The sequence below is a fragment of the Streptomyces sp. NPDC037301 genome (assembly GCF_055602785.1).
Window position 1 is genome coordinate 140,568 of sequence record NZ_JBVJWD010000012.1, and the last position, 23,136, is coordinate 163,703.

19 protein-coding genes and 2 pseudogenes are annotated in these 23,136 nt (G+C 70.1%); 11 read left to right on the plus strand and 10 right to left on the minus strand.

The window, feature by feature from the left end:
- Positions 1 to 82: 82 nt before the first annotated feature.
- A pseudogene (locus tag ACZ7IB_RS20825) lies at positions 83 to 493 on the plus strand (IS630 family transposase); the annotation flags it as partial.
- A 48-nt stretch (positions 494 to 541) separates the two neighbouring features.
- Here the strand turns inward: ACZ7IB_RS20825 and ACZ7IB_RS20830 are convergent.
- Positions 542 to 1,204, minus strand: a complete 663-nt coding sequence (locus ACZ7IB_RS20830; protein WP_470914343.1) for a M15 family metallopeptidase — start codon at positions 1,202 to 1,204, stop codon at positions 542 to 544.
- Positions 1,205 to 1,498: 294 nt separating this feature from the next.
- Between ACZ7IB_RS20830 and ACZ7IB_RS20835 the strand changes: the two genes are divergently transcribed.
- On the plus strand, positions 1,499 to 1,747 hold the full coding sequence (locus ACZ7IB_RS20835) for a hypothetical protein (protein ID WP_470914345.1): 249 nt from the start codon (positions 1,499 to 1,501) through the stop codon (positions 1,745 to 1,747).
- Positions 1,748 to 1,762: 15 nt separating this feature from the next.
- Here the strand turns inward: ACZ7IB_RS20835 and ACZ7IB_RS20840 are convergent, their stop codons facing one another.
- From ACZ7IB_RS20840 to ACZ7IB_RS20865, 6 genes and pseudogenes are all read right to left on the minus strand, one after another.
- Positions 1,763 to 3,457: a bifunctional 3'-5' exonuclease/DNA polymerase gene (locus tag ACZ7IB_RS20840; protein ID WP_470914346.1), complete on the minus strand. Its 1,695-nt coding sequence runs from the start codon at positions 3,455 to 3,457 to the stop codon at positions 1,763 to 1,765.
- 185 nt (positions 3,458 to 3,642) lie between these two features.
- Positions 3,643 to 4,698 (minus strand): type III polyketide synthase, encoded by a 1,056-nt coding sequence (locus ACZ7IB_RS20845; protein WP_470914348.1) that lies wholly within the window; start codon positions 4,696 to 4,698, stop codon positions 3,643 to 3,645.
- A 489-nt stretch (positions 4,699 to 5,187) separates the two neighbouring features.
- Entirely contained in the window at positions 5,188 to 6,393 is a 1,206-nt protein-coding gene (locus ACZ7IB_RS20850; protein ID WP_470914351.1) for a cytochrome P450, read from the minus strand.
- Between the two features lie 239 nt (positions 6,394 to 6,632).
- Positions 6,633 to 7,634 carry a DUF1259 domain-containing protein gene (locus tag ACZ7IB_RS20855; protein ID WP_470914353.1) on the minus strand — a complete coding sequence of 334 codons (1,002 nt, stop codon included), beginning with the start codon at positions 7,632 to 7,634 and terminating at the stop codon, positions 6,633 to 6,635.
- Positions 7,635 to 7,726: 92 nt separating this feature from the next.
- Positions 7,727 to 9,920, minus strand: a pseudogene (locus tag ACZ7IB_RS20860) (ABC transporter permease).
- A gap of 28 nt (positions 9,921 to 9,948) precedes the next feature.
- The gene (locus ACZ7IB_RS20865; RefSeq protein ID WP_470914355.1) at positions 9,949 to 10,761 is read right to left on the minus strand and encodes an ABC transporter ATP-binding protein; all 813 of its coding nucleotides are present in this window, start codon (positions 10,759 to 10,761) and stop codon (positions 9,949 to 9,951) included.
- Positions 10,762 to 10,867: 106 nt separating this feature from the next.
- On the opposite strand from ACZ7IB_RS20865, the gene ACZ7IB_RS20870 reads away from it, so the two are divergent.
- Positions 10,868 to 12,058, plus strand: coding sequence for a DUF2786 domain-containing protein (locus ACZ7IB_RS20870; RefSeq protein ID WP_470914356.1), 1,191 nt, complete (start codon positions 10,868 to 10,870; stop codon positions 12,056 to 12,058).
- Between the two features lie 67 nt (positions 12,059 to 12,125).
- Positions 12,126 to 14,279, plus strand: a complete 2,154-nt coding sequence (locus ACZ7IB_RS20875) for an FUSC family protein (RefSeq protein WP_470914358.1) — start codon at positions 12,126 to 12,128, stop codon at positions 14,277 to 14,279.
- 20 nt (positions 14,280 to 14,299) lie between these two features.
- On the opposite strand, the gene ACZ7IB_RS20880 is transcribed toward ACZ7IB_RS20875, so the two are convergent.
- A complete protein-coding gene (locus ACZ7IB_RS20880) occupies positions 14,300 to 14,773 on the minus strand; it encodes a hypothetical protein (protein WP_470914359.1) in 474 nt (157 codons plus the stop codon).
- Between the two features lie 252 nt (positions 14,774 to 15,025).
- On the opposite strand from ACZ7IB_RS20880, the gene ACZ7IB_RS20885 reads away from it, so the two are divergent.
- Positions 15,026 to 15,268 carry a DUF397 domain-containing protein gene (locus ACZ7IB_RS20885; protein WP_266746995.1) on the plus strand — a complete coding sequence of 81 codons (243 nt, stop codon included), beginning with the start codon at positions 15,026 to 15,028 and terminating at the stop codon, positions 15,266 to 15,268.
- A 61-nt stretch (positions 15,269 to 15,329) separates the two neighbouring features.
- Here the strand turns inward: ACZ7IB_RS20885 and ACZ7IB_RS20890 are convergent, their stop codons facing one another.
- Positions 15,330 to 15,830 carry an ATP-binding protein gene (locus tag ACZ7IB_RS20890; protein ID WP_470914361.1) on the minus strand — a complete coding sequence of 167 codons (501 nt, stop codon included), beginning with the start codon at positions 15,828 to 15,830 and terminating at the stop codon, positions 15,330 to 15,332.
- 326 nt (positions 15,831 to 16,156) lie between these two features.
- Here ACZ7IB_RS20890 and ACZ7IB_RS20895 point away from each other — a divergent pair, with 326 nt between their 5' ends.
- From ACZ7IB_RS20895 to ACZ7IB_RS20920, 6 genes are all read left to right on the plus strand, one after another.
- Positions 16,157 to 17,038, plus strand: a complete 882-nt coding sequence (locus tag ACZ7IB_RS20895) for a helix-turn-helix domain-containing protein (RefSeq protein ID WP_401999499.1) — start codon at positions 16,157 to 16,159, stop codon at positions 17,036 to 17,038.
- 54 nt (positions 17,039 to 17,092) lie between these two features.
- A complete protein-coding gene (locus ACZ7IB_RS20900) occupies positions 17,093 to 18,550 on the plus strand; it encodes an aldehyde dehydrogenase family protein (RefSeq protein ID WP_470914363.1) in 1,458 nt (485 codons plus the stop codon).
- Positions 18,551 to 18,642: 92 nt separating this feature from the next.
- Complete coding sequence (locus tag ACZ7IB_RS20905; protein ID WP_470914364.1) at positions 18,643 to 19,194, plus strand: DinB family protein; 552 nt, start codon at positions 18,643 to 18,645, stop codon at positions 19,192 to 19,194.
- 18 nt (positions 19,195 to 19,212) lie between these two features.
- The gene (locus tag ACZ7IB_RS20910) at positions 19,213 to 19,854 is read left to right on the plus strand and encodes a PadR family transcriptional regulator (RefSeq protein ID WP_470914366.1); all 642 of its coding nucleotides are present in this window, start codon (positions 19,213 to 19,215) and stop codon (positions 19,852 to 19,854) included.
- A gap of 77 nt (positions 19,855 to 19,931) precedes the next feature.
- The gene (locus ACZ7IB_RS20915) at positions 19,932 to 20,879 is read left to right on the plus strand and encodes an ATP-binding cassette domain-containing protein (RefSeq protein WP_470914504.1); all 948 of its coding nucleotides are present in this window, start codon (positions 19,932 to 19,934) and stop codon (positions 20,877 to 20,879) included.
- Between the two features lie 5 nt (positions 20,880 to 20,884).
- Positions 20,885 to 21,661: an ABC transporter permease gene (locus ACZ7IB_RS20920; protein ID WP_470914506.1), complete on the plus strand. Its 777-nt coding sequence runs from the start codon at positions 20,885 to 20,887 to the stop codon at positions 21,659 to 21,661.
- Between the two features lie 16 nt (positions 21,662 to 21,677).
- Here ACZ7IB_RS20920 and ACZ7IB_RS20925 read toward each other — a convergent pair whose 3' ends face one another.
- Positions 21,678 to 23,102: a glutamate decarboxylase gene (locus ACZ7IB_RS20925; RefSeq protein ID WP_470914368.1), complete on the minus strand. Its 1,425-nt coding sequence runs from the start codon at positions 23,100 to 23,102 to the stop codon at positions 21,678 to 21,680.
- Positions 23,103 to 23,136: the final 34 nt, after the last annotated feature.

The following is a 23,136-nucleotide window of genomic DNA, read 5'->3' on the forward strand; positions in this document are numbered from 1 at the left end:
GCGGCGTCGACCTCTGGCGCGGGCCGCGCGGCGGTCGGCGGTCTCAGTCGTGGTCTCAGACACAGGCCCCGGAGCGGTTTGCGGGCCTGGTCGCCTGTGGGGCGTCAACCGGCGCCGCAAGGGCATCGCCACCACCTGGGCCGCGCTCAAGTCGATCCGAGTGGCGCGTCCCGACGGCGCCCCGGTCTGCGTGATCCTGGACAACCTGTCCGCTCGCAAGGACTGGCGCATCCTGGGCCGAGCAGCCAGAAACAAGGTCCGACTGTGCTTCACCCCGACGAACGCGTCCTGGGTGAACCCCATTGAGGCACGCTTCGGGCCGCTGCGGCGGTTCACCTTGGTCAACTCGAACCACCCCAACCACACCGTCCAGACGCGGGAGTTGCACCGCTGTCTGCGCCGACGCAATCAGAACGCCCGGCACCCCGAGGTACTGGCCGCACAACGACGTGAACGTGCCCGCATCCGCAGCGAGAAGGGCATTCGTCGGGGGCGCCCTGGCGTCGTCAACCAACCGGTCAGTCCGGCAAGGTCGGCCCGGTCAGCCACGCGGGGGGAACTCCTTCGGGCCGTAGAGAGCCGCGGCTTCCCCGGTGATCAGTGCCCAGTAGCGGTCGCCGAATGACCAGTGCCACCATTCCGTGGGGTAGTTCACCAGTCCCGCAGCCGCGAGCACATCATCCAGCATCTTCCGGTTGGCGCGGGCCTCCTCGCTGATGTTGACGGCGTGGGTGTAGCAAGCACCTTCGCTCTCCTCCGGGTCCGCGTTCATCCGCGTGCCCAGGTCCAGCTCGTGCCCACCGGTGTCGGCCAGGGTGAGGTCGACGGCCGCGCCGGCGCTGTGCGGGGCGATGTCGGGCGGGGACACATACCGGCTCGCCGCCGCACGGATCTGCTCGTCGGACCATTCGGGGTGGGCGGCTCGCAGCCCGTTGGCGTACTCCTCGAAGTACTCCCGCTGAAGTGAGGGCGGCCGGTACCCCTCGACGAACAGCAGTCGCAGGCCCTGCGGAAGCATCGCCTGGGCCTTGAGCAACCGCTCCAGCACCCCCTCCCGCAGGTACGCGAAGGCGTCTGCCGGGTCCTGATTGCGTACGTCGACAAGCAACGAGCCGCCGCGGCGGACGTCCACGAGACGTTCACCGCATTCCTCAACGGGTATAGCAGCGACCTTCGAGTCCGACATCAAGACGATCTCACTCATGACGCGATCATCCCGCACAGGTCAACCCGGCGAACCCTCCCGGTCACAGCACTGGGCGCCATGCGCGGCACAGCGGAGGCGTACCACCGCTGCGCGGGCGTGCCCCGGGGTTTACCTTGCGGGGGCACGCCGCGCTCGGCACGGGCCGGAGCATCTGCGGGTTGGGGCCTTGCGGGGCGCACGCGGTGGGGCCGCTGTCCGGGGGCGGGTGCCGGTCTGCGGAGTAGCCTGGATGTGTACGGCTCCCGGTGAGCCGCCTTTGTCGGCCTGCGCATCGAAGGGGGCCGGTACCGCATGGACACCCTGGTCACCGTCGTGGTCGTCCTCGCGATGATCGCGATCGCGGCGTTCGTCATCCACATGCTCAATGCCAGGCATCGGCATCAGCATCTGCGTCCCGCGCACTACGATCACGGGCTGGCCGGGTTCGGCGATGGACCGGACGCACGACCTGCTCCGGGACCTGTCCCGGGACCGGATACAGGTGAACAGCAGGGGAGCGGAGGGCCTGGGGGGCTTGGTACGCCCGGCTCCGGCGGGTGATCCGCAGGTGGAGCGCTACTTCGCGTCCGAGTAGCGCTCCACCACCGCCGTCGTGAACGGAAAACGCACCGGCGTATCACCGAAGGCGGTCCGCCCGGCCAGGTCGCCGGCCGCCCGGATCGCCTCCACGACCGCCTCTGCCTCCTCCTGCGGACAGTGCACGATCACCTCGTCATGCTGGAAGAAGACCAACTCGGCCCGGAGACCGGCGGAGCCGAGCGACCGGCGCAGGGCGGCCAGGAGCAGCAGTGCCCAGTCCGCCGCGCTGCCCTGCACCACGAAGTTACGGGTGAAGCGGCCCCGCGCGCGAGCGTTCGACGATGCGTAACCAGGGGTGAATTCACCCTCGGCGGAGGGCTGTTCCGTGCTCTCCTGCGGGATGCCGGCCTCGTCGTTCTCCTCGCTCCCGGCCGCGGGCGGACTGGTCCGGCCCAGCCACGTCCGTACGAGACGTCCTTCCTCGCCTGCTTTTGCCGCATCGTCGACGTAGGCCACGGCCAGCGGAAATCTTCGGCGCAGGGCTGCCAGGTTCTTCAGGCCGTCGCCCGAGGTCTGGCCGTAGATCGCGCCCAGCAGGGCGAGCTTGGCGTGGTCCCGGTCGCCGTGGAAGGCCCGGTCCGACAGCGACGTATAGAGATCGCCGTCATGGCCCGCCACCTCCATCAGACCGCGATCGCGGGAGATCGCAGCCAGTACTCTGGGCTCCATCTGGTCGGCGTCCGCGACGACGAGGCGCCAGCCCTCGTCGGCGACGACCGCCTGCCGTATCACCTTGGGGATCTGCAGCGCTCCTCCGCCGTTGGTCGTCCAGCGGCCGCTGACCGTGCCGCCCGGCTGGTACTCGGGGCGGAAACGGCCGTCGCGCACCCAGTCCTGGAGCCAGCTCCAGCCGTGCGCTGTCCAGATCCGGTACAGCTTCTTGTACCGGATGAGGGGTTCCACCGCCGGATGGTCCAGCTCCTCCAGCTCCCAGCGCCGGGTGGACTTCACCTTGATGCCGGCCTGTGCGAACGCCTTCACCACGTCGGCGGGGAGGTCGGGGCGGACCCGTCTGCCGAAGGCGGCCGATACCTCGTCGGCCAGCTCGGCCAGCCTGCGGGGCTCGCCGCCGCCCGCGTAACGCTCGCCGAGCAGTTCGTGGAGCACGTCCCGGTGCACGTCGGCGCGCCAGGGGAGGCCTGACCGGTTCATCTCGGCGGCGACCAGCATGCCGGCCGATTCGGCGGCCGTCAGCAGGCGCATCCTGCCCGGGTGTGCGGTGGCGTCGTGGCGGCGGAGCTGGTCGGCGTACACCTGGAGCAGGTCGTCGAAGGGCAGGTCCGTGCCGGACTGCGGCTCGAAGAGGGAGGACTGCGAGCCGGGCTCGGCGGAGCGGGGCGGAGGATCGGGGGGTACGGGGGCGTTGCGCAGGCGGGCGTGGGCGGCGGCTGCGGAACGGGGTTCGCCGAGACGGCCCTCGTGGGCGAGGAGGAGGGACTCGGCGACCTCGATGTCGTAACAACGGGCCACGGGGACGCCGGCTGCGAGCAGTCGCGGGTAGATCTCGGCGGTGGACCGCCAGACCCAGCGTGTGACATCCGGGCGGGAGCGGACCGCCTCCACGAGATCGGGTTCGGTCAGGACCGGGGCGGTGGGCAGGCCGGAGGAGTCCAGCGGGGCGAGCAGGGCGCCGCCGGTCTCCGTGGTGGCCAGAGCCCAACGTTCGGTCATGTTGTCGAGTCTGGCACCCGGCACTGACAGGGGCGTGGGGCGCGGGGGTGGGGTGGGCCGCTGCGCGGGATTTCACCCCACCCCCGCCCCTTCCCGAAACCGGGGCTCTGCCCCGGACCCCGGTCCTCAAACGCCGGACGGGCTGGTGGAGGGGCGGGGGCCACAAGCCCCGGACGGGCCGAAACCTAAACGGAGTCCGTCGTCCAGGTGCCCAGGGAGATCTCGGCGGTGATGCCGGGGCCGAAGCCCGCCATCAGGCCGCGGTGGCCGTCAAGGGCCGAAGCCTCGTCGAACATGCGGCCAAGGGCGTCCAGCACCACCGCGCTGGCTATGTTGCCGTACTCGGTGAGCGTGGCGCGGCTGAAGCGGAACGCTTCCGGCGGCACGTCGAGGAAGCGGCTCAGGTCGTCCAGGATGCGAGGGCCGCCCGCGTGGATGATGTAGAAGTCCATCTTGCCGGCGTTCCACTGGTGCTCCTCCGCGACGGCGTTCAGGGCCGGGGCAAGGGGCTCCATGGTTCCTGGCACACGCTTGTCGAGCTGGAAGTGGAATCCGGTGGACCGGACCGCGTAGGAGATCCAGTCCTCGGTGTCCGGGATGATGTACGAGCCGTTTCTTTCCAGGCGGACTCCGGTGCCGCCACTGCCGCGGACCACGACGGCGGCTATGCCGTCGCCGAACAGGCCGTTGGACAGCAGGGATCCGACACCCAGATCGGTGGGCTGGTAGCACAGCGAGCAGAACTCGCAGGCGACGATCAGCACATTGGCGTCGGGGTACGCCGTGCAGAAGTCGTGGGCCCGGTTGACGGCTGCGCCGCCCGCGGCGCAGCCGAGTTGGGCGATCGGCATCTGCCGTGTCTCCGGCCGGAAGCCCATCTTGCCGATGAGCCACGCGGTCGGCGGAGGCATCATGAAGCCGGTGCAGGAGACGTAGACGATCAAGTCGATCTGCCGCGGCTCCAGTTGGGCCTGATCGAGTGCCCGGCGTACCACCGCCGGCACCCTGGCCTTGGTCTGCTGCTCGTAGGTGATGCTGCGAGCGTCGAAGCCCGGGTGCTGCAGCACCTTGTCGATCGGTTGGATCAGGTGCCGTTTCTGTACCCCGGTATGTTCGATCAGACGAAGGACCAGGTCGATCTGTGGATGGTCGCCGTGCAACCGTTGGGCCAGCTCAAGGGTTTCCTCGTTGGTGATGACATACTCGGGAACCTCGATTGCCGGCTTGCAGAGAACCGCCATGGAACTCCTCCTAGCGGACTTTTGGTCCACACCGCCGGGCCCGGAACGGTTGCGGGGTGTTCGCCGACGCGGGAGTGGCCACCACGGCTCCGCACGCGCGGTGCCGCGCGAATCAGAGCTTTGGTGGATTCCTGCGCCGGGGTCGGTACCCCTGATACGGGCGCGGACGGGCCGACCGTCGAAGACTGAGTTCTAGCCGTTCGTGGGCGGATACTGATCCGCCACGGCTTGGGTGGGTGGCCGTCGGGATCACGCTACGGCAGGCGGATCGGGGCCGCATGTCGAGCCGGCGCACAGTGCGCAGCAGGGCGTGGCAAGACGCCCGGTACGCAGCAGGGCACAGCAAGGCGCCCGGTGCGCAGCAGGACACAGCGAGGCGCCCGGCTCCCCGGGATTGTTCCGGGTTGCCGGGCGCCCTGGCGCGACGCATCATCAATGAGCATCACTGTCCGTGCACAGAGGCCCGGTGCGTTGCCGGGCCTCTGCCTGTCACCAGGTGACAGGCAGTTCGAGGGGATAGCGCCAGATCGAGGTCTTGTTCCAGCGCACTTCCTCGGCGGGCGTCGCCAGCTTCAGAGCGGGGAAGCGCTCCAGCAGGGTTCCGATGGCGACCTGGAGCTCCGTCGCTGCGAGCGGGGCACCCAGACAGTGATGGCCGCCCCAGCCGAAGGTCATGTGGGACGGATTCTCGCGCTCCAGATCCAGCTCGTCGGGCCGGTCGAACTTCCGGGGGTCGCGGTTGGCCGTCAGATAGGAGACGTGCACGATGTCCCCCTCCCGGATCAGCACCCCGCTCAGCTCCACGTCCTCCAGGGCGACCCGGGGGATGCCGACGCCCTTGCGGAACGGGATGAAGCGCAGCAGCTCCTCCATGGCCTGCGGGAGCATCTCGGGGCGGCCGCGCAGCATCGCGAGCTCGTCGGGCCTGGTGAGCAGCGTGTAGGCGATGTTCCCGATCTCGTACGTGGTGGTGTCCTGGCCCGTGATGAGCAGCACCATGGCCATCACGGTCAGTTCCTGCTCGTTGAGGATCTCGTCCCCGTCGCGAGCCGTGGCCAGTGCGCTGATCAGGTCGTCGCCCGGGTTCGCGCGCCGCTCGGCCGTCAACTTCTGGAAGTAGGCGCGGAGATCGGCCTTGGCGCGTACCGCGGCGTCCTTGTTCTCGACGGTGGTGTCCATCATGGTCCGGGCGTGGGCGCGCAGCTGTGCGCGGTCGGCCTCGGGAATGTCGAGGACCTCACAGATGGTGGTCAGAGGCAGCGGGGCCGCCAGATGCGCGAAGAGATCGGCGGGGGCTCCGTGCTCCTCCATCCGGTCCAGCAGCTCGTCCACGACATGCTGGGTACGCACCTTCATGCGCTCCATGTGGCGAGGCGCGAAGCCCTTGGAGATCAGGCTGCGCAGGCGGCTGCTGCCCGGCGGGTCCATCACATTGATCGCTTCGTCTTGAACGATCGGCTCAGGGGTCATGCGCGGGAAGTTCCGGCCGATGATGGCGCTCCGGCTGAAGCGCCGGTCGGTGGTCACCGTGCGCACGTCGTCGTAGCCGGTGACGAGCCATGCCTCGCCGTCGCCGTGCGGCAGCCGGATGCGGGAGACGGGTTCTTCGGTCATCAAGTGCCTGAGCACCGGGTCGAATTCGAGGGCCTCGGCATAGTCGAACGGGCAGTGCCGTGCGCCGGCGACTGGTTCCATACGGAGCTCCAGAGGGGGGATCTGACGGGTGGTTCGAGGAATCTGCGGGCTGGACGGGACATGGGTGCCCGGTCACCCGCACAGGCACGCGCCACTCCGGGCCGATTGGTCCATATGCAGAACGGATTCGACAGCCGAGGTCGCTGCACCGGCGCAATCGGTCCAGCGACCCTGTCCGGCCTGTCCGGCATATCCGGCCTGTTCGGCGCGTTCGCCGGGATCGGAGTGAACGGCCGGTCTCAGCCGGAAGGTACGACGTTGGTGGCGTCCACCGCGCGGCGCACCGCCCGGGCGAGCTCGACGCCGTCGCCCACGGCCCAGAAGTGGGTGAAGAACAGGCGGGGGTCCTCCGCCAGGTGATGGTTGTGCAACTCGACGAGCTTGATCCCGCCGCGCCGCAGTGCCTTCAGCACGTTCTGCACCTCGTCGGCGAGCATGACGCAGTCACCGCTGAGCGCGGCCCGGCCGCCGCCCAGCGGCTGGAAGTTGAACGCGCTGGTCGATCCCAGGCCGGGCGGCAGGATCAGATGGCCGTCCGCGATGGTCTCGCGGCGGACGAAGATGTTCTTGTAGAGCCCGTCCTCGATGGAACCCTTGGCGCCCAGTGCCGCCTCCATTCCGGCGATGTCCAGATCGACCGGGCTCGGCGGTCCCGGCGGCAGGGCGGGCGGGGTTCCGGTGCGGTCGAATCCGGCGCGCAGACCGCGGGCCAGGGCAACCGCGTCGTGACCGTGTGCGTGGACGTGGGTCCACCAGATGTCGGGGGTCTGGGCGAGCAGGTGCTTGTGGAGCGCGGTCTGCTCGATTCCGTGCGCCTGCCAGGCATCGGTCACCCATTGCAGTTCGTCCTCGGTGACCACCACGTCGCCCATCAGCATCGTGCTGCCGTCGGCGTAACGGACGAAGGCCACATGCGTGCCCAGCGCGAGCCCGGGTGTGACGACCACGCCGTCCGAGACCACGTGAAGGTCCCGCCGGGGGAAGCCCGTGTGGTAGGTCGTTCCGCGCAGCATGTTGCCGGTGCGGCCCAGCGCTCTCGCCACGCCCGCCCAGTCCGCCAGGACGGTCGGCACCGGCCTGACCCGCCTGCCGTGCCCCGGCCCGGTCATCCCGTTGGGCAGGGCGCGAGCGGCGGCCGGCCCTGCGGCGGTCAGCATCGGTGCGAGTGCGGCTGCGGCCAGTACGCGTCGCCGCGACGTGATCGCCCGTGTATTCGTGTCCTGCTGTCGGTCCCCAGTCATCACTTGTTCGCCTCCATGGCGAGATGAAACCACGCGAAACATGGATGAAAGGATAAAAGCGGATACATCGTCAGCGGGTGGGGCTGGATGGACTAAGCGCACTGTCCGGCCCGGTTCCGTACGGCCCATCCGGACCGTCGGTGCACCGGCATCGAGCGGCGCCGCACCGCTCTCGGCAACAGCGCTGCTCCGACCGCGACCACCGCGCACACCCCGGCCGCCCCGACCGTCAGCGGCCACTGCACCGACATCTCCACCGGTGCGGACAGCGAGGCCAGCGCGGCGGCGAGGCCCGCCAGGTTGACCGCGGTCACGGCCAGTCCGAGCAGCGTCCCGAGCCCGACCGCGAACAGGGCCTCCCCGGTAACCACCGCGAGGACCCGCGGCCGGGCGGCCCCGGCCAGCCGGAGCGCGTTCAGCTCCGAGGACCGTACGGACCCCGCCATCAGCATCGTGTTGGCGAGGGCGATCGCCGTGTACACCGGCGCGATCCCCAGGATCACGATCAGGCCGAGCCGGGTCTGCGGACTCGTACGCGGGTGTGTCGCGGCCAGCCACTGCTCCGTGGACCGCACCTCGCCGCCGGTGTCGCGCAACTGTGCTGCGACAGCGGCCCGCTTCGCGTCCGGCGAGAGGCGTACGTCGATCCGGTCCACCGGAGCCGCCGGTGCGTTCGCCCTCGTGACATGGGCCCCGTTGTTCCCCGTCCCGCGCGCCAGCACCGCCGCGATCCGCAGTGCGACCGGCCGCCCGTCGCCGAGCCACACCCGTACCGTCGAGCCCACCGTGTGCTGTTCCCACTCCTCGTTCACCACGATCGAGCGGTCGTCCAGATCCCGGATGTCGCCCGCCGCCACCGGCAGCCGCTCGACCGTTGCGAGGGCCTTCGGGTCGTCCACCGCCCGCGCCTCGGAAGTGATCAGAGCGGTGCCCTCCTCGCGTACGTAGACGGCTGTCGAGGCGGACGCGGACAGCGTTGCGCCGCGCACCGGCCGTACCGTCAACTCCTCGCCCGTCACGACCAGATCGGCCCGGGTGTGCTCGCGCGCCTCGGCCGCCTTCACCGCCGACACCGTCATCGCGGAGCCGGCCACCGAACCCGCCAGCGCCACGGTGATCAGCACCGGAGCGGCCACTGCCGCCGTACGCCGCAGCGAAGCCGACGTGTTCGCGGTCACGAGCATTCCGGTCGCCCCGGGCAGCCGGATCAGCCGGGCCAATGGGCGTACCAGCAGCGGCGCGAGCAGGGCGGCGGCCGCGATCAGGACCATCGGCTGAGTGGTGTACGTCTTCCGTTTCAGCAGCGCGGACGGGTCCGTGGCGAGGGAGTTCGCCATGAGGAACACGGCTCCCGCGAGCAGGGCGAAGCCCAGCAGACGACGGGCCGGCGGCAGCACGCCCGTATCGGCATCGGCCTCGCGCAGCGCCTCGGCCGGGCCGGTTCTGCCCGCCCGCCGCGAGGCCACCCAGACCCCCGTGAACGCCGCGGCCAGGCCGGTCCAGAAGGCGGCGTGCAGCGGCCAGGCAACCGGGCGGATGGTGAACCAGGACGGCGCCATCCCTTCGTCGGCCAGCAGCCCTGCCGACAGCGGCGCGGCCCAGCGGCCCAGCGCACCCGGCAGCCGAGGCGAGCGTGCCGACCACGGCCGCCTCCGTCAGCAGCAGCCGTCGCAGCCGGCCCGGCGTGGCGCCGGCCGTACGCAGCAGCCCGAACTCGCGCCGGCGCAGCGCCACCGCGAAGGCGAACGTCGATGCGACGACGAAGACCGAGACGAAGGCGGTGACGCCGCCCGCCGTGCCGAGCAGGGCGTTCACGGTCAGCGGCCCCTCGGCGTCCCGCTCCGTGGCCGGGTCGGCGCGGCGGCGGCCGTCGCCGGTGAGGACCAGGGCGCGGTCGCCGACGACGCGGCGCACCTCGGCGACGGGCGCGTCCACGCCTACGGCGTCCGGGCTGCGGTGCGCTCCGTTTCCGTCGTCCCGGGTCACCTGGCCGAGCGCCCGGAGGTCGCGCAGGAGTGCGATATCCACAGGGTGTGGATGAGTGAGCCTGCGGCTGACCTCCGTTGTGGACGGCCCGCGCCGCACCTCAGCGGTCAAGGTGTCGTCGCCCATCACCACCACCGGCGATCCGGGGAACCGCTCCGGCGCCCGGTCCGGGGCGTCGAAGGTCGAGGCGAGGCCGAGGCCCATGGCCGCGATCAGCCCCACGCCCAGCGCGAGCGCGACGAAGGTGCCGATAAGCGTGGTCCAGCGGGTACGCAGGGTGGCCAGGGCGACGGTCAGCACGATGCCACCCCCGCACGGCCCGCGACGGTCAGCACGATGCCACCCCCGCACGGCCCGCGACTCCTGCTACGGCGGCCGTCGTGCGGCGTGCCGCGGTACGTCCCGCCGCCATCCAGGCCGCGATCCGCTCGGCCGGCAGGCCGGTCAGATCGTCCGCCACCCGCCCGTCGACCAGGAATACCACCCGGTCCGCACAGGCCGCGGCCATCGGATCATGGGTGACCATCACGATCGTCTGCCCCTCCCGGTCCACCAGCTCCCGCAGCATCACCAGCACCTCCTGGCTCGTCGCGGTGTCCAGTGCACCGGTCGGCTCGTCGCCGAAGAGCACCGCGGGCCGGGTGATCAGGGCCCGCGCCAGGGCCACCCGCTGCTGCTGCCCGCCGGACATTTCGGCCGGCCGGTGCCCAGCCCGGTCGGCGAGACCGACCCGGGCCAGGGATTCACGCACCTCGGTACGGGACGGGCGGCGGCCCGCGAGCCGCAGCGGCAGCGCGACATTCTGTGCTGCGGTCAGCGAAGGGACCAGGTTGAACTCCTGGAAGACGAAGCCGATCCGGTCCCGGCGCAGCAGTGTCAGCCGGCGCTCGCTCAGCCCGGTCAGCTCCACCCCGCCCACCTCGACGGTGCCGGACGTCGGCCGGTCCAGCCCGGCCGCGCAGTGCAGCAGCGTGGACTTGCCGGAGCCGGACGGGCCCATGACGGCGGTGAAGGTGCCGGGGCGGACGGTGAGGTCGATGCCGTCGAGGGCGTCGACCTCACCATAGGTACGGCGTACGGAGCGGAGTCGTACGGCATCGGCGGCACTCGCGGACGCAGCGGATGCATGCGGGGAAGTCATGTCCTCGATCGAACCGTTTCCGCACTCCGCGATCACGACCACCAGAGCCCGTCCTCGGGGTAGGGCCAGGCATACCCGGCCGCATCGCCCTGCCTACCCTGGCCTCATGGAACCGGTGATCGACCAGGCGTTCGCGGCAGCCCTCTACTCCGAGGGCGACGCCGGTCTCGACACCGGAGCCTCCCTCCTGGCCGCCGATCCGACGGCCGACACGGAACTGTTCCGGCGCGGCGAGGAGTTCGTCCGCCGTGCCTGGGAGCGCGGCTGGCAGCCCGCCGATGTCGTACGCGTCGTCCGCCGCGAACTCGACGAGACCGCGGTCGGTCTCGCCGCCGGGCTGATCGCATCGGAGACCGGACGGTACGAGCAGCTGCCGCCCCGCTGGCGGTCCCAGCTCGACGGGCTCCCCGCCGTGCCGCCCCGGAACCGGCCCGACCGGTTCTCCTACGCCTCCGCGCTCCTCAGCCTTTACCGGCTGCTGCTCAGGCTCCCCGCCATCGAACCGGTCGGTCCGCCGCCCGGCACTTCCCCGCACGGTCTCCACCTGCCGCCCGCACACGACGAACCCCGGATGCTGACCCGGATCCGTGCCCTGCTCGCCAAGGCGGAGGCGACCGGCTTCCCCGAGGAGGCGGAGGCCCTCACCACCAAGGCACAGGAGCTGATGGCCCGGCACTCCATCGACGAGGCCCTGCTCGCCGCCCGTACCCACAGCAAGGAGGCGCCGGGAGCGTGCCGGATCGGGGTCGATGCCCCGTACGAGACGGCGAAGGCGATCCTGCTCGACGCGGTCGCCTCCGCGAACCGCTGCCGTGCGGTGTGGAACAGTGACCTCGGCTTCTCCACGGTGGTCGGCTTCGAGCCGGACCTGGAGGCCGTGGAGCTGCTGTACACCTCCCTGCTGGTCCAGGGCACGGTGGCGATGACGAAGGCGGAGGCGGGCCAGCGGGCCGGCGGACGCAAGCGGACCAAGACGTTCCGGCAGTCCTTCCTGATGGCATACGCCCAGCGCCTGGGCAGCCGGCTCGCCGCCGACACCGCCCGCGTCACAGCGGCCGCCGAAGCCGAGACCGGATCCGAAGCCGCAGGGGTGGCGGCACCCCATCTGCTCCCGGTCCTCGCCGCCCGCGACATGGCCGTCACGGACACCGCCGAGCGGATGTTCCCCGAGACCACGACCACGCGTGTCCGGGGCGCCACGGACCTCGACGGATGGACCCATGGAACGGCTGCCGCCGACCGGGCGAGGATGAGCGGGACCTGGCCGGAGATCCATGGCAGGCGCGGGAACCGGTAAGAAACCTCAGATGTCTTCTCAATTACGGCAACTCGGGCTTATCGGTGATTCCGGCTAGGCTCTGGGCATGAGCTGGCTGCGGGCGCTGAAGGAGACCGCCCGCTCGGGGCTGACGATCGAGCGGCGGCGTCTCCAACCGCTCATCGCGATCCGCGGTGCGGCCGGTCTCGCCCTCGTCATCGGGGTCGGCCTCGCGCTCTTCGGGCCGGTGGTCGCCGCGAGCTCCGCGTTCGGTGCGTTCCAGGCGGCCATCGCCACGTTCCAGCGCAGCTGGCGTCCCCGGCCCGTCCTCGCCCTGGTCTCCGGGGCGAGCCTCGCCGTATCGACATTCCTCGGCTATCTCGCCGGCCCCCGAATGCCGCTGTTCGTGGCCCTTCTGGTGCTCTGGACGTTCCTCGCGGGCCTGGCCTGGGCGGCGGGGCCGACGGGCGGCCTCATCGCGTCGTCCAACGTGGCGATCATGCTGGTGACGGTCACTCTGCCCACCTCCGTCGCGAACTCGGCCGTGCATGTCGTGATGATCCTGTTCGGCGGTGTGGTGCAGGCGGCGCTGATCGTCCTGTTCCCGGTACGGAGATGGGGCGCACAGCGCGATGCCCTCGCCGACGCCCTGGCCGCCGAGGCCGACTACGCCCGCCGACTGTGCCATGACCCGCTCGCCGCCTTCGATCCGGTGCCGCTGATGACGGCCCGCAGCGCAGCCGCGGTCACCCCGCGTCAGGCCCGCCACCGGCCGCCCGAGCTGCGTGGCTCCCGCGGTGTTGCCGAACGGATCAGACCGGTGCTCGCCTCGCTCGCGGACCCGGCGATGGGCGTCCCGTCCGAGGGGCCGGAGCGGGACCGGGTCCGCGAACTCCTCGCGGCCGCCGGATCCGTGCTCGACTCGGCGGCCCGGGCGATCCGCGACGGCGACCCGGTGAAGCTCTCCCCGTCCGCCGTCGCCGCGCTGAAGACCCCCGACACCGGCACTCTCCTCACCGGCCCGTCCCGCCGCGCCGCCGCCCGGCTCGGCGCGCTGCTCTGCGATGTCATCGAGACGGCCGAGGGCGAGGGGACGAAGGAGGAACAGGCCGAGGCCGAGGAGGCCGTCGAGACCATCAGGGCCACCGGGGACGGGACCCCCGGCGCTCCGCACCGCCGCCGCCCCACCCTCCTGCGGCTGGTCCCCGTCGTCGGGAGGGCGGTGCGCGCCGAACTGCGCCCCGGTTCACCGATCCTGCGGCACGCCGTGAGGGTCTCCGTCGTCGTCGCCGTCGGCTATCTCATCGGTGCCGCGCTGCCGTTCGGCCACGGCTACTGGGCACCCATGGCGGCCGTCATGGTGATGCGGCCGGAGTTCTCCCAGACGTACGGGCGTTCCGTGGCCCGCTTCGGCGGCACGATCGTCGGCGTCTCGCTCGCCACCGCGATCGGCCGGACCACCGACCCGGGTGTGACCTGGTCCGCGATGCTCGCCGTGCTCTGCGCCCTGCTGATGTATCTGCTGATGCGCACCGGGTACGTGGTCGGCCAGGCGTGCCTCTCCGCGTACGTCGTCTTCCTGCTCGGCATGGCGGGCGACAACTGGTCGCAGACCGTACACGAACGGGTCGTCCTCACCCTCATCGGCGGCCTCCTCGCGATGATCTCGTACGCCGCCTACCCGGCGTGGGAGACCCCGAGGCTTCGCGGCAGGCTCGGCGACTGGCTGGAGGCGGACGGGCGGTACGCGGCCGCGGTCGTCGACCAGTACGCCGAACCGGCCGAGCGCGGCCAGGACGACGTCCGTTCCGCCCTGCTCGACACCCGCGAGGCCCGCGTCGCCTGGCAGGAGGCGCTTGCCACCGCCCAGCACGAACCGGTGCGCAACCGCGGCCTCTCCCGCGCGGCCGCCGATGACACCCAGCACGCCCTCGCCCAGTTCGGCCGGGTCGCGATGCTGCTGGAGGCCCACCTCCCGTGCGGCAGCGCCACCCCCGTACCGGCCGCCGCGCGCCTGGCACAAGCGCTGCGCCGGGCCACCGAACAGGGGGCGAAGGAGGTACGGGAGCGGCGCGTACCGGACTGGGCGGAGGTGCGCGAGGCGCTGGCGCGGTGGGACGCGCAGCAGCGGTCGGGCGAAGAGGAGGCGGACCCGTTCGTACGGAACGGGGCCGGCCTCCTCCTCGAAGCTCTGGAGGAGTTCTCCCGGGGGCTGGACGGGACGTCGAAGCAGAACCCTCCCTCGGACAAAGCCGGTTGAGGAGACGGAGCGGCCGGCCGTCAGGGTGTCGGCAGGTCCGGCAGACCCGACGGGATCGCGCCCGGTTCGGTCTTGGCCAGGGTGTCCTTCGTCCCGCCGTCCCAGGACACGACGACGGTCTTGCCGTCGTTGGACACGATGGACCCCATGGTGCGGTCGGTGTCGCCGTCGGCGCACTTCAACGCCAGCATCACCTTCCCCATGTCCTTCACGGTGCCCGTGCAGGCGCGCTGCTCGGTGACGAGCACGGCCTTCCCGGACGCGACGGACAGGACCACGGCCTTGCCGTCGGTCTTCCCGGCCCAGCCGCCCTCCAGTGCTGCGGCGTCGGCCCCGGAGTCGCTGCCCCTGTCGCCGGGAGCCTGACCGGACTTCGCGGCGTCGGAGCTGCCGTCCGGGTCGCTCTTCTCGCCGTCGCTGCTGCAGCCGGTCAGTGCTGCGGCGGTGACGAGTCCGGCGATGATTACGGCACCGGTACGTACGACTTTGCGCATGTGGAATTCCCCCTTGTTGACAAAAGACCGCGCCAAGCTACCAGCGCGTGCCACCGGGATGGGCTGCCCAACTCGGGGTAGGCGGAGCCAAACAGGCCTCCCGTACGTCTATCTCTGCGTCCAAAGCTGTAATCGCGGGAACACCCCGCGTGCACGTGCATCCGCTCATGCATCTGCTCATGCAGGGATATTTGAACAGAGCTATGATCCGAGACAGTTGACATTTGCACCTTGCAACTCGGGGAGCGTCCTGTGCACCACGTGTACAACGGCATGGCGGCCACAGAGCTTCGCGGAGTCGTCTGGCAGAAGAGCAGACACAGCAACTCCCAGGGATCCTGCGTGGAGTTCGCGAAACTGCCCGGCGGGGATGTGGCGATGCGGAATTCACGCCACCCCGACGGGCCGGCCCTGGTCTATACGCCGGCCGAGATAGAGGCGCTGCTGCTCGGGGTGAAGGACGGGGAGTTCGACCACCTCATAGCGGGCGGCTGACCGCGTCCAGCGGGGCGGTGTCCGGCCACCCGCCCGGCGGCCCGCGCGGCCGCTGCGCGGGTCACACGTCGTCGGACAGCCGGAACAGTGCCCAGACCACCTTGCCGCGCGGTGTCGCCGCGGTGTTCGGGTTGTCCCCTCCCGGAGTGGGGGAGGGGTGCCAGCCCCAGGAGTCGCTGAAGGACTCCACCAGGAAGAGGCCGCGGCCCGACTCCGCCGAGTCGGGAGCCTCGGAGGCTACGGGGCTCTCCTGACTGGGGTCGCGCACGGCGCACACCAGGCGCGAGCTCCAGCGCATCAAGTGCAGCCGTACGGGAGGTTCCTGAGGCTCCGGTGCGGTGTCCGCAGGCAGGGCGTGCCGCAGAGCGTTGGTCACGAGTTCGGAGACGACCAGTGCGACGTCGTCGAAGCGCTCTTCCAGCCCCCAGTCGTTCAGCGTCGTCCTGGTGAACTGCCGTGCCCCGCCTACGGCTTCGTAGCAGGCGGGCAGGGTGCAGGTAGCCGATCCGGAGACTGCTGAGGGATCGATGGGGGGAAGCCCCTGCCGTAACGGCTCGAGCATCGTCGATCCATTCGTCCCCATGCGAGGCACTCCCGGGATTCGCGGCTGTATCGGTACTGCGGGGTACAGCGGCACAACACGAACGAGCACGCAGGTGCGCGAGGACCATGGTTCCGAATGCGCAGGGCAGATGCAAGGGCAGATGCACGTGCACGCGCCTGACCTGTCCGAACCCGTGCCGGTTCTTGGTCATTTCTTCCTGCGTGTATTTTCGTAGCTTTCTGGGAGCCTTCTCATTTCCGTAATCGAATGAGTACGGGCTGAAGCGTTTTGATGGCAGAATCCGGCACTTGGGGTTCAGGGGGAGCCCCGGTGTCCAGGAAGCGATGGGGAGGACCGGACCAGTGGCGGCAGGCGAGTCGAGTGGATCTGTGGTGCGGCGCATCCTGCTGGGCTCGCAGCTCAGGCGGCTGCGCGACTCGCGCGGGATCACCCGCGAGGCGGCCGGCTACTCCATCCGGGCTTCCGAATCGAAGATCAGCCGCATGGAGTTGGGACGGGTGAGCTTCAAGGCCAGGGATGTCGAGGACCTGCTCACGCTCTACGGCGTCACGGACGAGGCGGAGCGCGACGCCCTGCTCGGCCTGGCCCGCGAGGCCAATGTGGCGGGCTGGTGGCACAGTTACGGAGATGTACTGCCCGGGTGGTTCCAGACGTACATCGGTCTGGAGGGAGCGGCATCGCTCATCCGGGTGTACGAAGTCCAGTTCGTCCATGGCCTGTTGCAGACCGAGTCCTACGCGCACGCGGTCGTCACCCGGGGCATGGGCGACGCCCCGGCCGTCGAGATCGACCGCCGGGTTGCGTTGCGGCTGGAGCGCCAGAAGGCCCTCGTCTCCGAACGTGCGCCCCGTTTCCACGCCGTGCTGGACGAGGCGGCGCTGCGCCGGCCGTACGGCGACCGTGAAGTGATGCGCGGACAATTGCGGCATCTGATCGAAATGTCGGAACAGCCCAACATCACTCTTCAAGTGATGCCCTTCAGTTTTGGCGGGCATGCGGGGGAGGGTGGTTCTTTTACGATGCTCCGATTCCCGGAATCCGATCTGTCGGACATTGTCTATTTGGAGCAGCTGACAAGTGCGCTCTATCTGGACAAGGCCGAAGAAGTCGCTCAGTACGAGAAGGCCATGGTGCGGCTGCACGAGGACAGCCCCGGCCCCGAGGAGAGCCGCGATCTGCTCCGTGGTCTCCTCCAACTCATCTGATTCATCAGTACGATGACGGTTCGACGGGAGTCTGCACCTGAGTTAAGGGATCGCATGTCCTTCTTCTACGAGCTGGCCGACCAGTACATCGACGGTGAGTGGCGGACCGGCACCGGCTCGTGGGACATCATCGATTTCAATCCCTACAGCGGGGAGAAACTCGCCGCGATCACCATCGCGACCGCGCAGGAGGTCGACCTGGCCTACCGCGCCGCCGAGCGCGCTCAGCGGTCCTGGGCCACCACCGGCCCGTACGAGCGCAGCAGTGTCCTGGAACGCGCCCTGCGCATCACCGAGGAGCTGCACGACGACGTCGTCGAGGCGATCGTCGACGAGCTGGGCGGCACCCGTCTCAAGGCGGAGTACGAGGTGCGCGTCGCCAAGGAGTTCCTGCGCGACGCGATCCAGCAGGCGCTGCGCCCCCGGGGCCGCATCCTGCCCTCCCCGGTGGACGGCAAGGAGAACCGTCTCTTCCGGCAGCCCGTCGGCGTCATAGGGGTGATCAGCCCCTTCAACTTCCCTTTCCTGGTGACGATGAAGTCCGTCGCACCGGCCCTCGCGCTCGGCAACGCGGTCGTCATCAAGCCCAACCAGAATGCCCCGGTCGTCGGCGGCGGGCTGATCGCCAAGATCTTCGAGGACGCCGGGCTGCCCGCCGGACTGCTCAACATCCTGATCACCGATGTCGCCGAGATAGGGGACGCGTTCATCGAGCACCCCGTGCCCAAGGTGATCTCCTTCGCGGGCACGGACCGGGTCGGCCGCCACGTCGGCGCGATCGCGGCCGGACACTTCAAGCGGACGATCCTCGAACTCAGTGGCAACAGCGCCCTGGTGGTGCTGGACGACGCCGACGTCGACTACGCCGTCGACGCGGCCGTCTTCAGCCGCTTCGTGTACCAGGGGCAGGTCTGCATGGCCGCCAACCGCATCCTGGTGGACCGCCGCGTCGAGCGGGAGTTCACCGAGAAGTTCACCGCCAGGGTGGCCGCGCTGCGGACCGGCGACCCGCGCGACCCGGAGACCCAGATCGGGCCGGTCATCAACACCTTCCAGGCCGACGCCCTGACCGCCCTGGTCGACCAGGCACTCGCCGAGGGGGCCACCGCGCTCGTACGGGGCCGGACCCGCGGCAACCTCGTCGAACCGACGGTGCTCACCGGGCTCCCGGAGGACTCCTCGCTGCTGTCCCAGGAGATATTCGGCCCGGTGGCGCTGCTGGTGACGTTCGACGGCGAGGACGATGCCGTACGGATCGCCAACGACACCCCGTACGGACTCGGCGGCGCTGTGCACAGCCGCAGCACCGAACGCGGGGTGCGGTTCGCGCAGCGCGTCGTCAGCGGGATGTTCCACGTCAACGACTCCACCGTCCAGGACGATCCGCTGGTGGCCTTCGGGGGCGAGAAGTCCTCCGGGACCGGCCGGCTGAACGGCGAGGCGACCGTGGACGCCTTCACCACCCAGAAGTGGATGTCCATTCAACATGGCCGGACCGCATTCCCCTTCTGACGCCGATGGGCTGAGGACAGAAGCTGACCGCAAGGGTCCGTAGCTTGGTCGGTGTCAGGAAGAAACCAGCACAGTTCCCCAAGGCGGACATCATGGTCACTCACGTTCCCGCAGAAGCCGTCGGCGACGAGCGCGGCGCGCTCCTCTCCTTCGTCGAGGCGCAGCGCGGCGCGATCCGGCGCTCGCTCATCGGCCTGACGGAGGAGCAGGCGGCGAGCCGGCCCAGCGCCAGTGAACTCTCCCTCTCCGGGCTGCTCAAGCATGTCGCCGAGACCGAGCTGAACTGGCTGTGCCTCGCCCAGCAGCGCCCCAATGAGAAGGCCCGCACCGAGGAGACCTGGGCGGAGAGCTTCCGTCTTGTCGGTGACGAGACCGTCCCGCAGATGCTGGAGTTCTGGGCGAAGGTCGCGGCGGAGACCGAGGAGTTCATCCACTCGGTGGAGAGCATGAACGACACGTTCCCGCTGCCCGAGGCGCCCTGGTTCCCGAAGGACGAGAACTGCTCGATGCGCTGGCTGCTGGTCCATCTCGTCGAGGAGATCGCCCGGCACGCCGGGCACGCCGACATCATCCGGGAGTCCCTGGACGGCCGAACCGCGTTCGAGCTGGTCGCGGAGGCGGGGGGATATTCTAATCAAAGTTGAATAGAAAGGGTGCGTGACATGTCCGCGATCCGGCTGCTGGTCCTCTGTGCCGTGCGTCAACACGGCCGGGCGCACGGCTATCAGGTCCGCAACGACCTGGAGTACTGGGGCGCTCACGAGTGGTCCAACGCCAAACCCGGGTCGGTGTACCACGCACTGAAGCAGTTGGCGAAGCAGGGGCTGCTGGTCGCCCATGAGACCGCTCCGAGTACGGCGGGCGGCCCGCCCCGTACCGAGTACGAGATCACCGAGCGGGGCAATGAGGAGTACCTCACGCTCCTGCGCGCGGCGCTGACCTCGTACGACCAGAAGCTGGACGTGCTGTCGGCGGGCCTCGGCGGCATCGTCGACCTGGAGCGGTCCGAGGTGATCGCGCTGCTCAAGGAGCGGGTGGCCGGCCTCGCGGCCTGGCGGGCCTCGGTCACCGAGTACTACACGCCGGAGGCCGGGCCCGAGTCGATCGGTCACATCGGCGAAATCATGAACATGTGGGTCCACTCGGCGGATGCCGGGGCCGAGTGGACGCGCGGGCTGATCGCCCGCATCGAGGGCGGGGCGTATACCTTCGCGGGGGAGGGTGAACCCTTCGTCGGCGTGCTCGCCGAGGGGCAGGAGAACCCGTACGCGACGGGTCTCCGCGATCCCGGCGACGACGAGTAATCAAGTTTGACGAATGGGGTCGGTGCGGTTACCTTCGACCCGCTAGTCAAGTTTGACTACGGGAGGGTGTGGCGATTTTGACCGACGCGATCGTTGTCGAAGGTGTGCACAAGCGATACGGGGAGAAGCGCGCCCTGGACGGCCTGGACCTCACGGTCCGCCGCTCCACCGTTCATGCCGTGCTCGGCCCCAACGGCGCAGGCAAGACCACGGCCGTACGCATCCTGTCGACGCTGCTGCGGCACGACGAGGGGCGGGTCGAGGTGGCGGGGTTCGACGTACGGGACCGGGCGGGCGAGGTCCGTCGCCGTATCGGGCTGCTCGGGCAGTATGCGGCGGTCGATGAGGAGCTCGGCGGCAGGCAGAACCTGGAGATGTTCGGCCGTCTGTACCACCTGGGCGCACGCAGAGCGGGTGCGCGGGCGGACGAACTGCTGACCCGCTTCGGGCTCGCGGACACCGGCCGGGGGCCGGTCAAGGAGTACAGCGGCGGCATGCGGCGACGGCTCGATCTTGCCGCCTCGCTGATCGCCGACCCGGAGGTGCTCTTCCTGGACGAGCCGACCACCGGACTCGACCCGCGCGGCCGGGCCGAGGTGTGGTCGGCGGTGCGCTCACTGGTGGGCGGCGGCACGACCGTACTGCTGACCACGCAGTATCTGGAGGAGGCCGATCAGTTGGCGGACCGGATCTCGGTGATCGACGCCGGACGGGTGGCCGCCGAGGGGACGGCCGACGAGCTGAAGGCGATGGTGGCCGGGGACCGCATCGATGTCGTGGTCCGGGACGGTTCACAACTGGCGGCAGCCGCCCTGCTGTTGGGTGACGGCGCGGTCGTCGACGCGGACCGGCGGCTGATCGGGGCGCCGGCGCCGGACCGGATGGCGACCCTGACCCGGACCGTGCGGGCGCTGGAGGAGGCGGGCATCGAGGCGGAGGACATCGCGGTGCGGCGCCCGACGCTGGACGAGGTCTTCCTCTCGCTGACCGACCGGAGGCCGGAGCACGCGGAGGTGGCGGCGTGAGCGCGATGAGCTGGGCGGTGTCCGATTCCTGGACGATGACGCGACGTGAACTGGCGCACTGGGCACGGCAGCCGGTGCGGATCGTCGTCGGCCTGGTCTTTCCCGTGATGCTGCTGCTGATGTTCAACTACCTGGTCGGCGGCGGGCAGGGCGTCGACGGTGACAACACCGAGTTCCTGGTGCCCGGCATGCTCGCGCTCACCATGGCCTTCGGCCTGGAGTCGACCATGCTCGCGGTCACCCAGGACCTCAACAAGGGCGTCATCGACCGGTTCCGTGCCATGCCGATGGTCTCCGGTTCGGTGCTGGTCGGCCGCAGCGTCGCGGACATGCTCCAGTCGGCCGCCGCGCTCGCCGTGATGACCGGCGTCGGGTACGCGGTCGGCTGGCGCTGGCACCACGGGCCGGCCGCGGCGCTGGGGGCGCTGGGGCTGCTTCTGCTGCTGCGCTTCGCGATGCTGTGGATCGGCATCCAGCTGGCGCTGGTGGCCGGGAAGCCGGAGCTGGTGCAGGCCGTGCAGATCCTGGTCTGGCCGGTCGGTTTCCTCTCCAACGTCTTCGCCACCCCCGAGTCGATGCCAGGCTGGCTGGGCGCGGTCGTCGAATGGAACCCGATGTCGGCCACGGCCACGGCGGTGCGCGGCCTGTTCGGCAACCCGGGCGGGCCCGGCGGCACCTGGGCGTCCGACCATGCCGAACTGCTGGCGGTGGCATGGCCGTTGGTGCTGGTCGCGGTGTTCTTCCCGCTGGCGGTGCGAAGGTTCGCCCGGATCGATCACTAGAGCCGTTGCCCGGCTCTCAGTGGTGGAAGGATGTCGCCGCCTGCTTGTCGCGGCTCAACGGGTGTGGCTGGCGGCGCAGTTCGGGAAGGATCAGCCCGAGGTCCTCAAGCAGCAGTTCGGCGAGGTCCGACGAGAAGCCGTTGCGGCACACCACCCGGAGCACCGACAGGTCCTGCCGGTTGGCGGGGAAGGTGTACGCGGGCACCAGCCAGCCGTGCTCGCGCAGCCGCCTCGAGACGTCGAAGACGTCGTACGCCTGCACATCCGGCGCGGTCGTCAGCGCGAAGACGGGCAGCTGGTCGCCCCGGGTGAGGAGCCGGAAGTCCCCGAGCTCCTCGATCCGCTTCGCGAGCCCGCCGGCGACGTCCCGGGACGCCTGCTGAACGGCCCGGTAGCCCTCCCGGCCCAGCCGCAGGAAGGTGTAGTACTGCGCCACCACCTGCGCGCCGGGCCGGGAGAAGTTCAGTGCGAAGGTCGGCATGTCGCCGCCCAGGTAGTTGACCCGGAAGACCAGCTCCTCGGGCAGCTGTGCGGGTGAGCGCCACAGTGCCCAGCCGACGCCCGGGTAGACCAGGCCGTACTTGTGCCCGGAGGTGTTGATGGAGGAGACCCTGGGCAGCCGGAAGTCCCACACCAGGTCCTCGTCCAGGAACGGTGCCACCATCGCACCGGACGCCCCGTCCACATGGACGGGGACGTCGAGGCCGGTGCGCTCCTGAAGGGCGTCCAGGGCCGCGCAGAGCTCCGCGACCGGCTCGTACGAACCGTCAAACGTGGAACCGAGGATGCCGACGACGCCGATGGTGTCCTCGTCGCAGAGGTCGGCCGCGGCCTGCGGGTCGAGGTGGAAGCGCTCGCCCTCCATCGGGACCAGGCGCGGTTCGACCTCCCAGAAGTTGCAGAACTTGTCCCAGCAGACCTGCACATTGATGCCCATGACCAGGTTCGGCCGGGCGGTCGCCGGGTAGCGGTCGGCGTTCCTGGCCGCCCAACGGCGTTTCAGCGCCAGGCCGGCGAGCATGCAGGCCTCGCTGGAGCCCGTGGTCGAACAGCCCACGACGGCCGAAGGGTCGGGGGCGTTCCAGAGATCGGCGAGCATCGCCACACAGCGCCGCTCCAGCTCGGCGGTGCGCGGGTACTCGTCCTTGTCGATCATGTTCTTGTCGCGGCACTCGCCCATCAGCACCCCGGCCTGGGGTTCCATCCAGGTGGTGACGAAGGTGGCGAGGTTGAGCCGTGAATTGCCGTCGAGCATCAACTCGTCATGGACCAGGCCGTACGCGGTCGAGGGCGGCATCGGCCCGTCGGGCAGCCGGTGCCTGGGCGGTGCCGACTCCATCCCGGCGGTCGGGTCGGCCTCCCCGAAGAACGGGTTGAGGGCCAGCCTGCGGCGTTCCTCGGACGGTTCCGTGCCCTGGGGTGAACCTTTGTGGAGAGGCATCGGCGGACAGCCCTTCTCGGCTCTCGGCGGTCAT

What these genes read in the sequence shown, in the direction of transcription:
- ACZ7IB_RS20905 (WP_470914364.1), top strand. Translation starts at nt 18,643, where the DNA reads ATGGTCACTCACGTTCCCGCAGAAGCCGTCGGCGACGAGCGCGGCGCG.
- ACZ7IB_RS20835 (WP_470914345.1), top strand. Translation starts at nt 1,499, where the DNA reads ATGGACACCCTGGTCACCGTCGTGGTCGTCCTCGCGATGATCGCGATC.
- ACZ7IB_RS20840 (WP_470914346.1), bottom strand. Translation starts at nt 3,457, where the DNA reads ATGACCGAACGTTGGGCTCTGGCCACCACGGAGACCGGCGGCGCCCTG.
- ACZ7IB_RS20920 (WP_470914506.1), top strand. Translation starts at nt 20,885, where the DNA reads ATGAGCTGGGCGGTGTCCGATTCCTGGACGATGACGCGACGTGAACTG.
- ACZ7IB_RS20880 (WP_470914359.1), bottom strand. Translation starts at nt 14,773, where the DNA reads ATGCGCAAAGTCGTACGTACCGGTGCCGTAATCATCGCCGGACTCGTC.
- ACZ7IB_RS20855 (WP_470914353.1), bottom strand. Translation starts at nt 7,634, where the DNA reads ATGACTGGGGACCGACAGCAGGACACGAATACACGGGCGATCACGTCG.
- ACZ7IB_RS20830 (WP_470914343.1), bottom strand. Translation starts at nt 1,204, where the DNA reads ATGAGTGAGATCGTCTTGATGTCGGACTCGAAGGTCGCTGCTATACCC.
- ACZ7IB_RS20910 (WP_470914366.1), top strand. Translation starts at nt 19,213, where the DNA reads ATGTCCGCGATCCGGCTGCTGGTCCTCTGTGCCGTGCGTCAACACGGC.
- ACZ7IB_RS20865 (WP_470914355.1), bottom strand. Translation starts at nt 10,761, where the DNA reads ATGACTTCCCCGCATGCATCCGCTGCGTCCGCGAGTGCCGCCGATGCC.
- ACZ7IB_RS20925 (WP_470914368.1), bottom strand. Translation starts at nt 23,102, where the DNA reads ATGCCTCTCCACAAAGGTTCACCCCAGGGCACGGAACCGTCCGAGGAA.
- ACZ7IB_RS20875 (WP_470914358.1), top strand. Translation starts at nt 12,126, where the DNA reads ATGAGCTGGCTGCGGGCGCTGAAGGAGACCGCCCGCTCGGGGCTGACG.
- ACZ7IB_RS20900 (WP_470914363.1), top strand. Translation starts at nt 17,093, where the DNA reads ATGTCCTTCTTCTACGAGCTGGCCGACCAGTACATCGACGGTGAGTGG.
- ACZ7IB_RS20895 (WP_401999499.1), top strand. Translation starts at nt 16,157, where the DNA reads ATGGGGAGGACCGGACCAGTGGCGGCAGGCGAGTCGAGTGGATCTGTG.
- ACZ7IB_RS20890 (WP_470914361.1), bottom strand. Translation starts at nt 15,830, where the DNA reads ATGCTCGAGCCGTTACGGCAGGGGCTTCCCCCCATCGATCCCTCAGCA.
- ACZ7IB_RS20870 (WP_470914356.1), top strand. Translation starts at nt 10,868, where the DNA reads ATGGAACCGGTGATCGACCAGGCGTTCGCGGCAGCCCTCTACTCCGAG.
- ACZ7IB_RS20850 (WP_470914351.1), bottom strand. Translation starts at nt 6,393, where the DNA reads ATGGAACCAGTCGCCGGCGCACGGCACTGCCCGTTCGACTATGCCGAG.
- ACZ7IB_RS20845 (WP_470914348.1), bottom strand. Translation starts at nt 4,698, where the DNA reads ATGGCGGTTCTCTGCAAGCCGGCAATCGAGGTTCCCGAGTATGTCATC.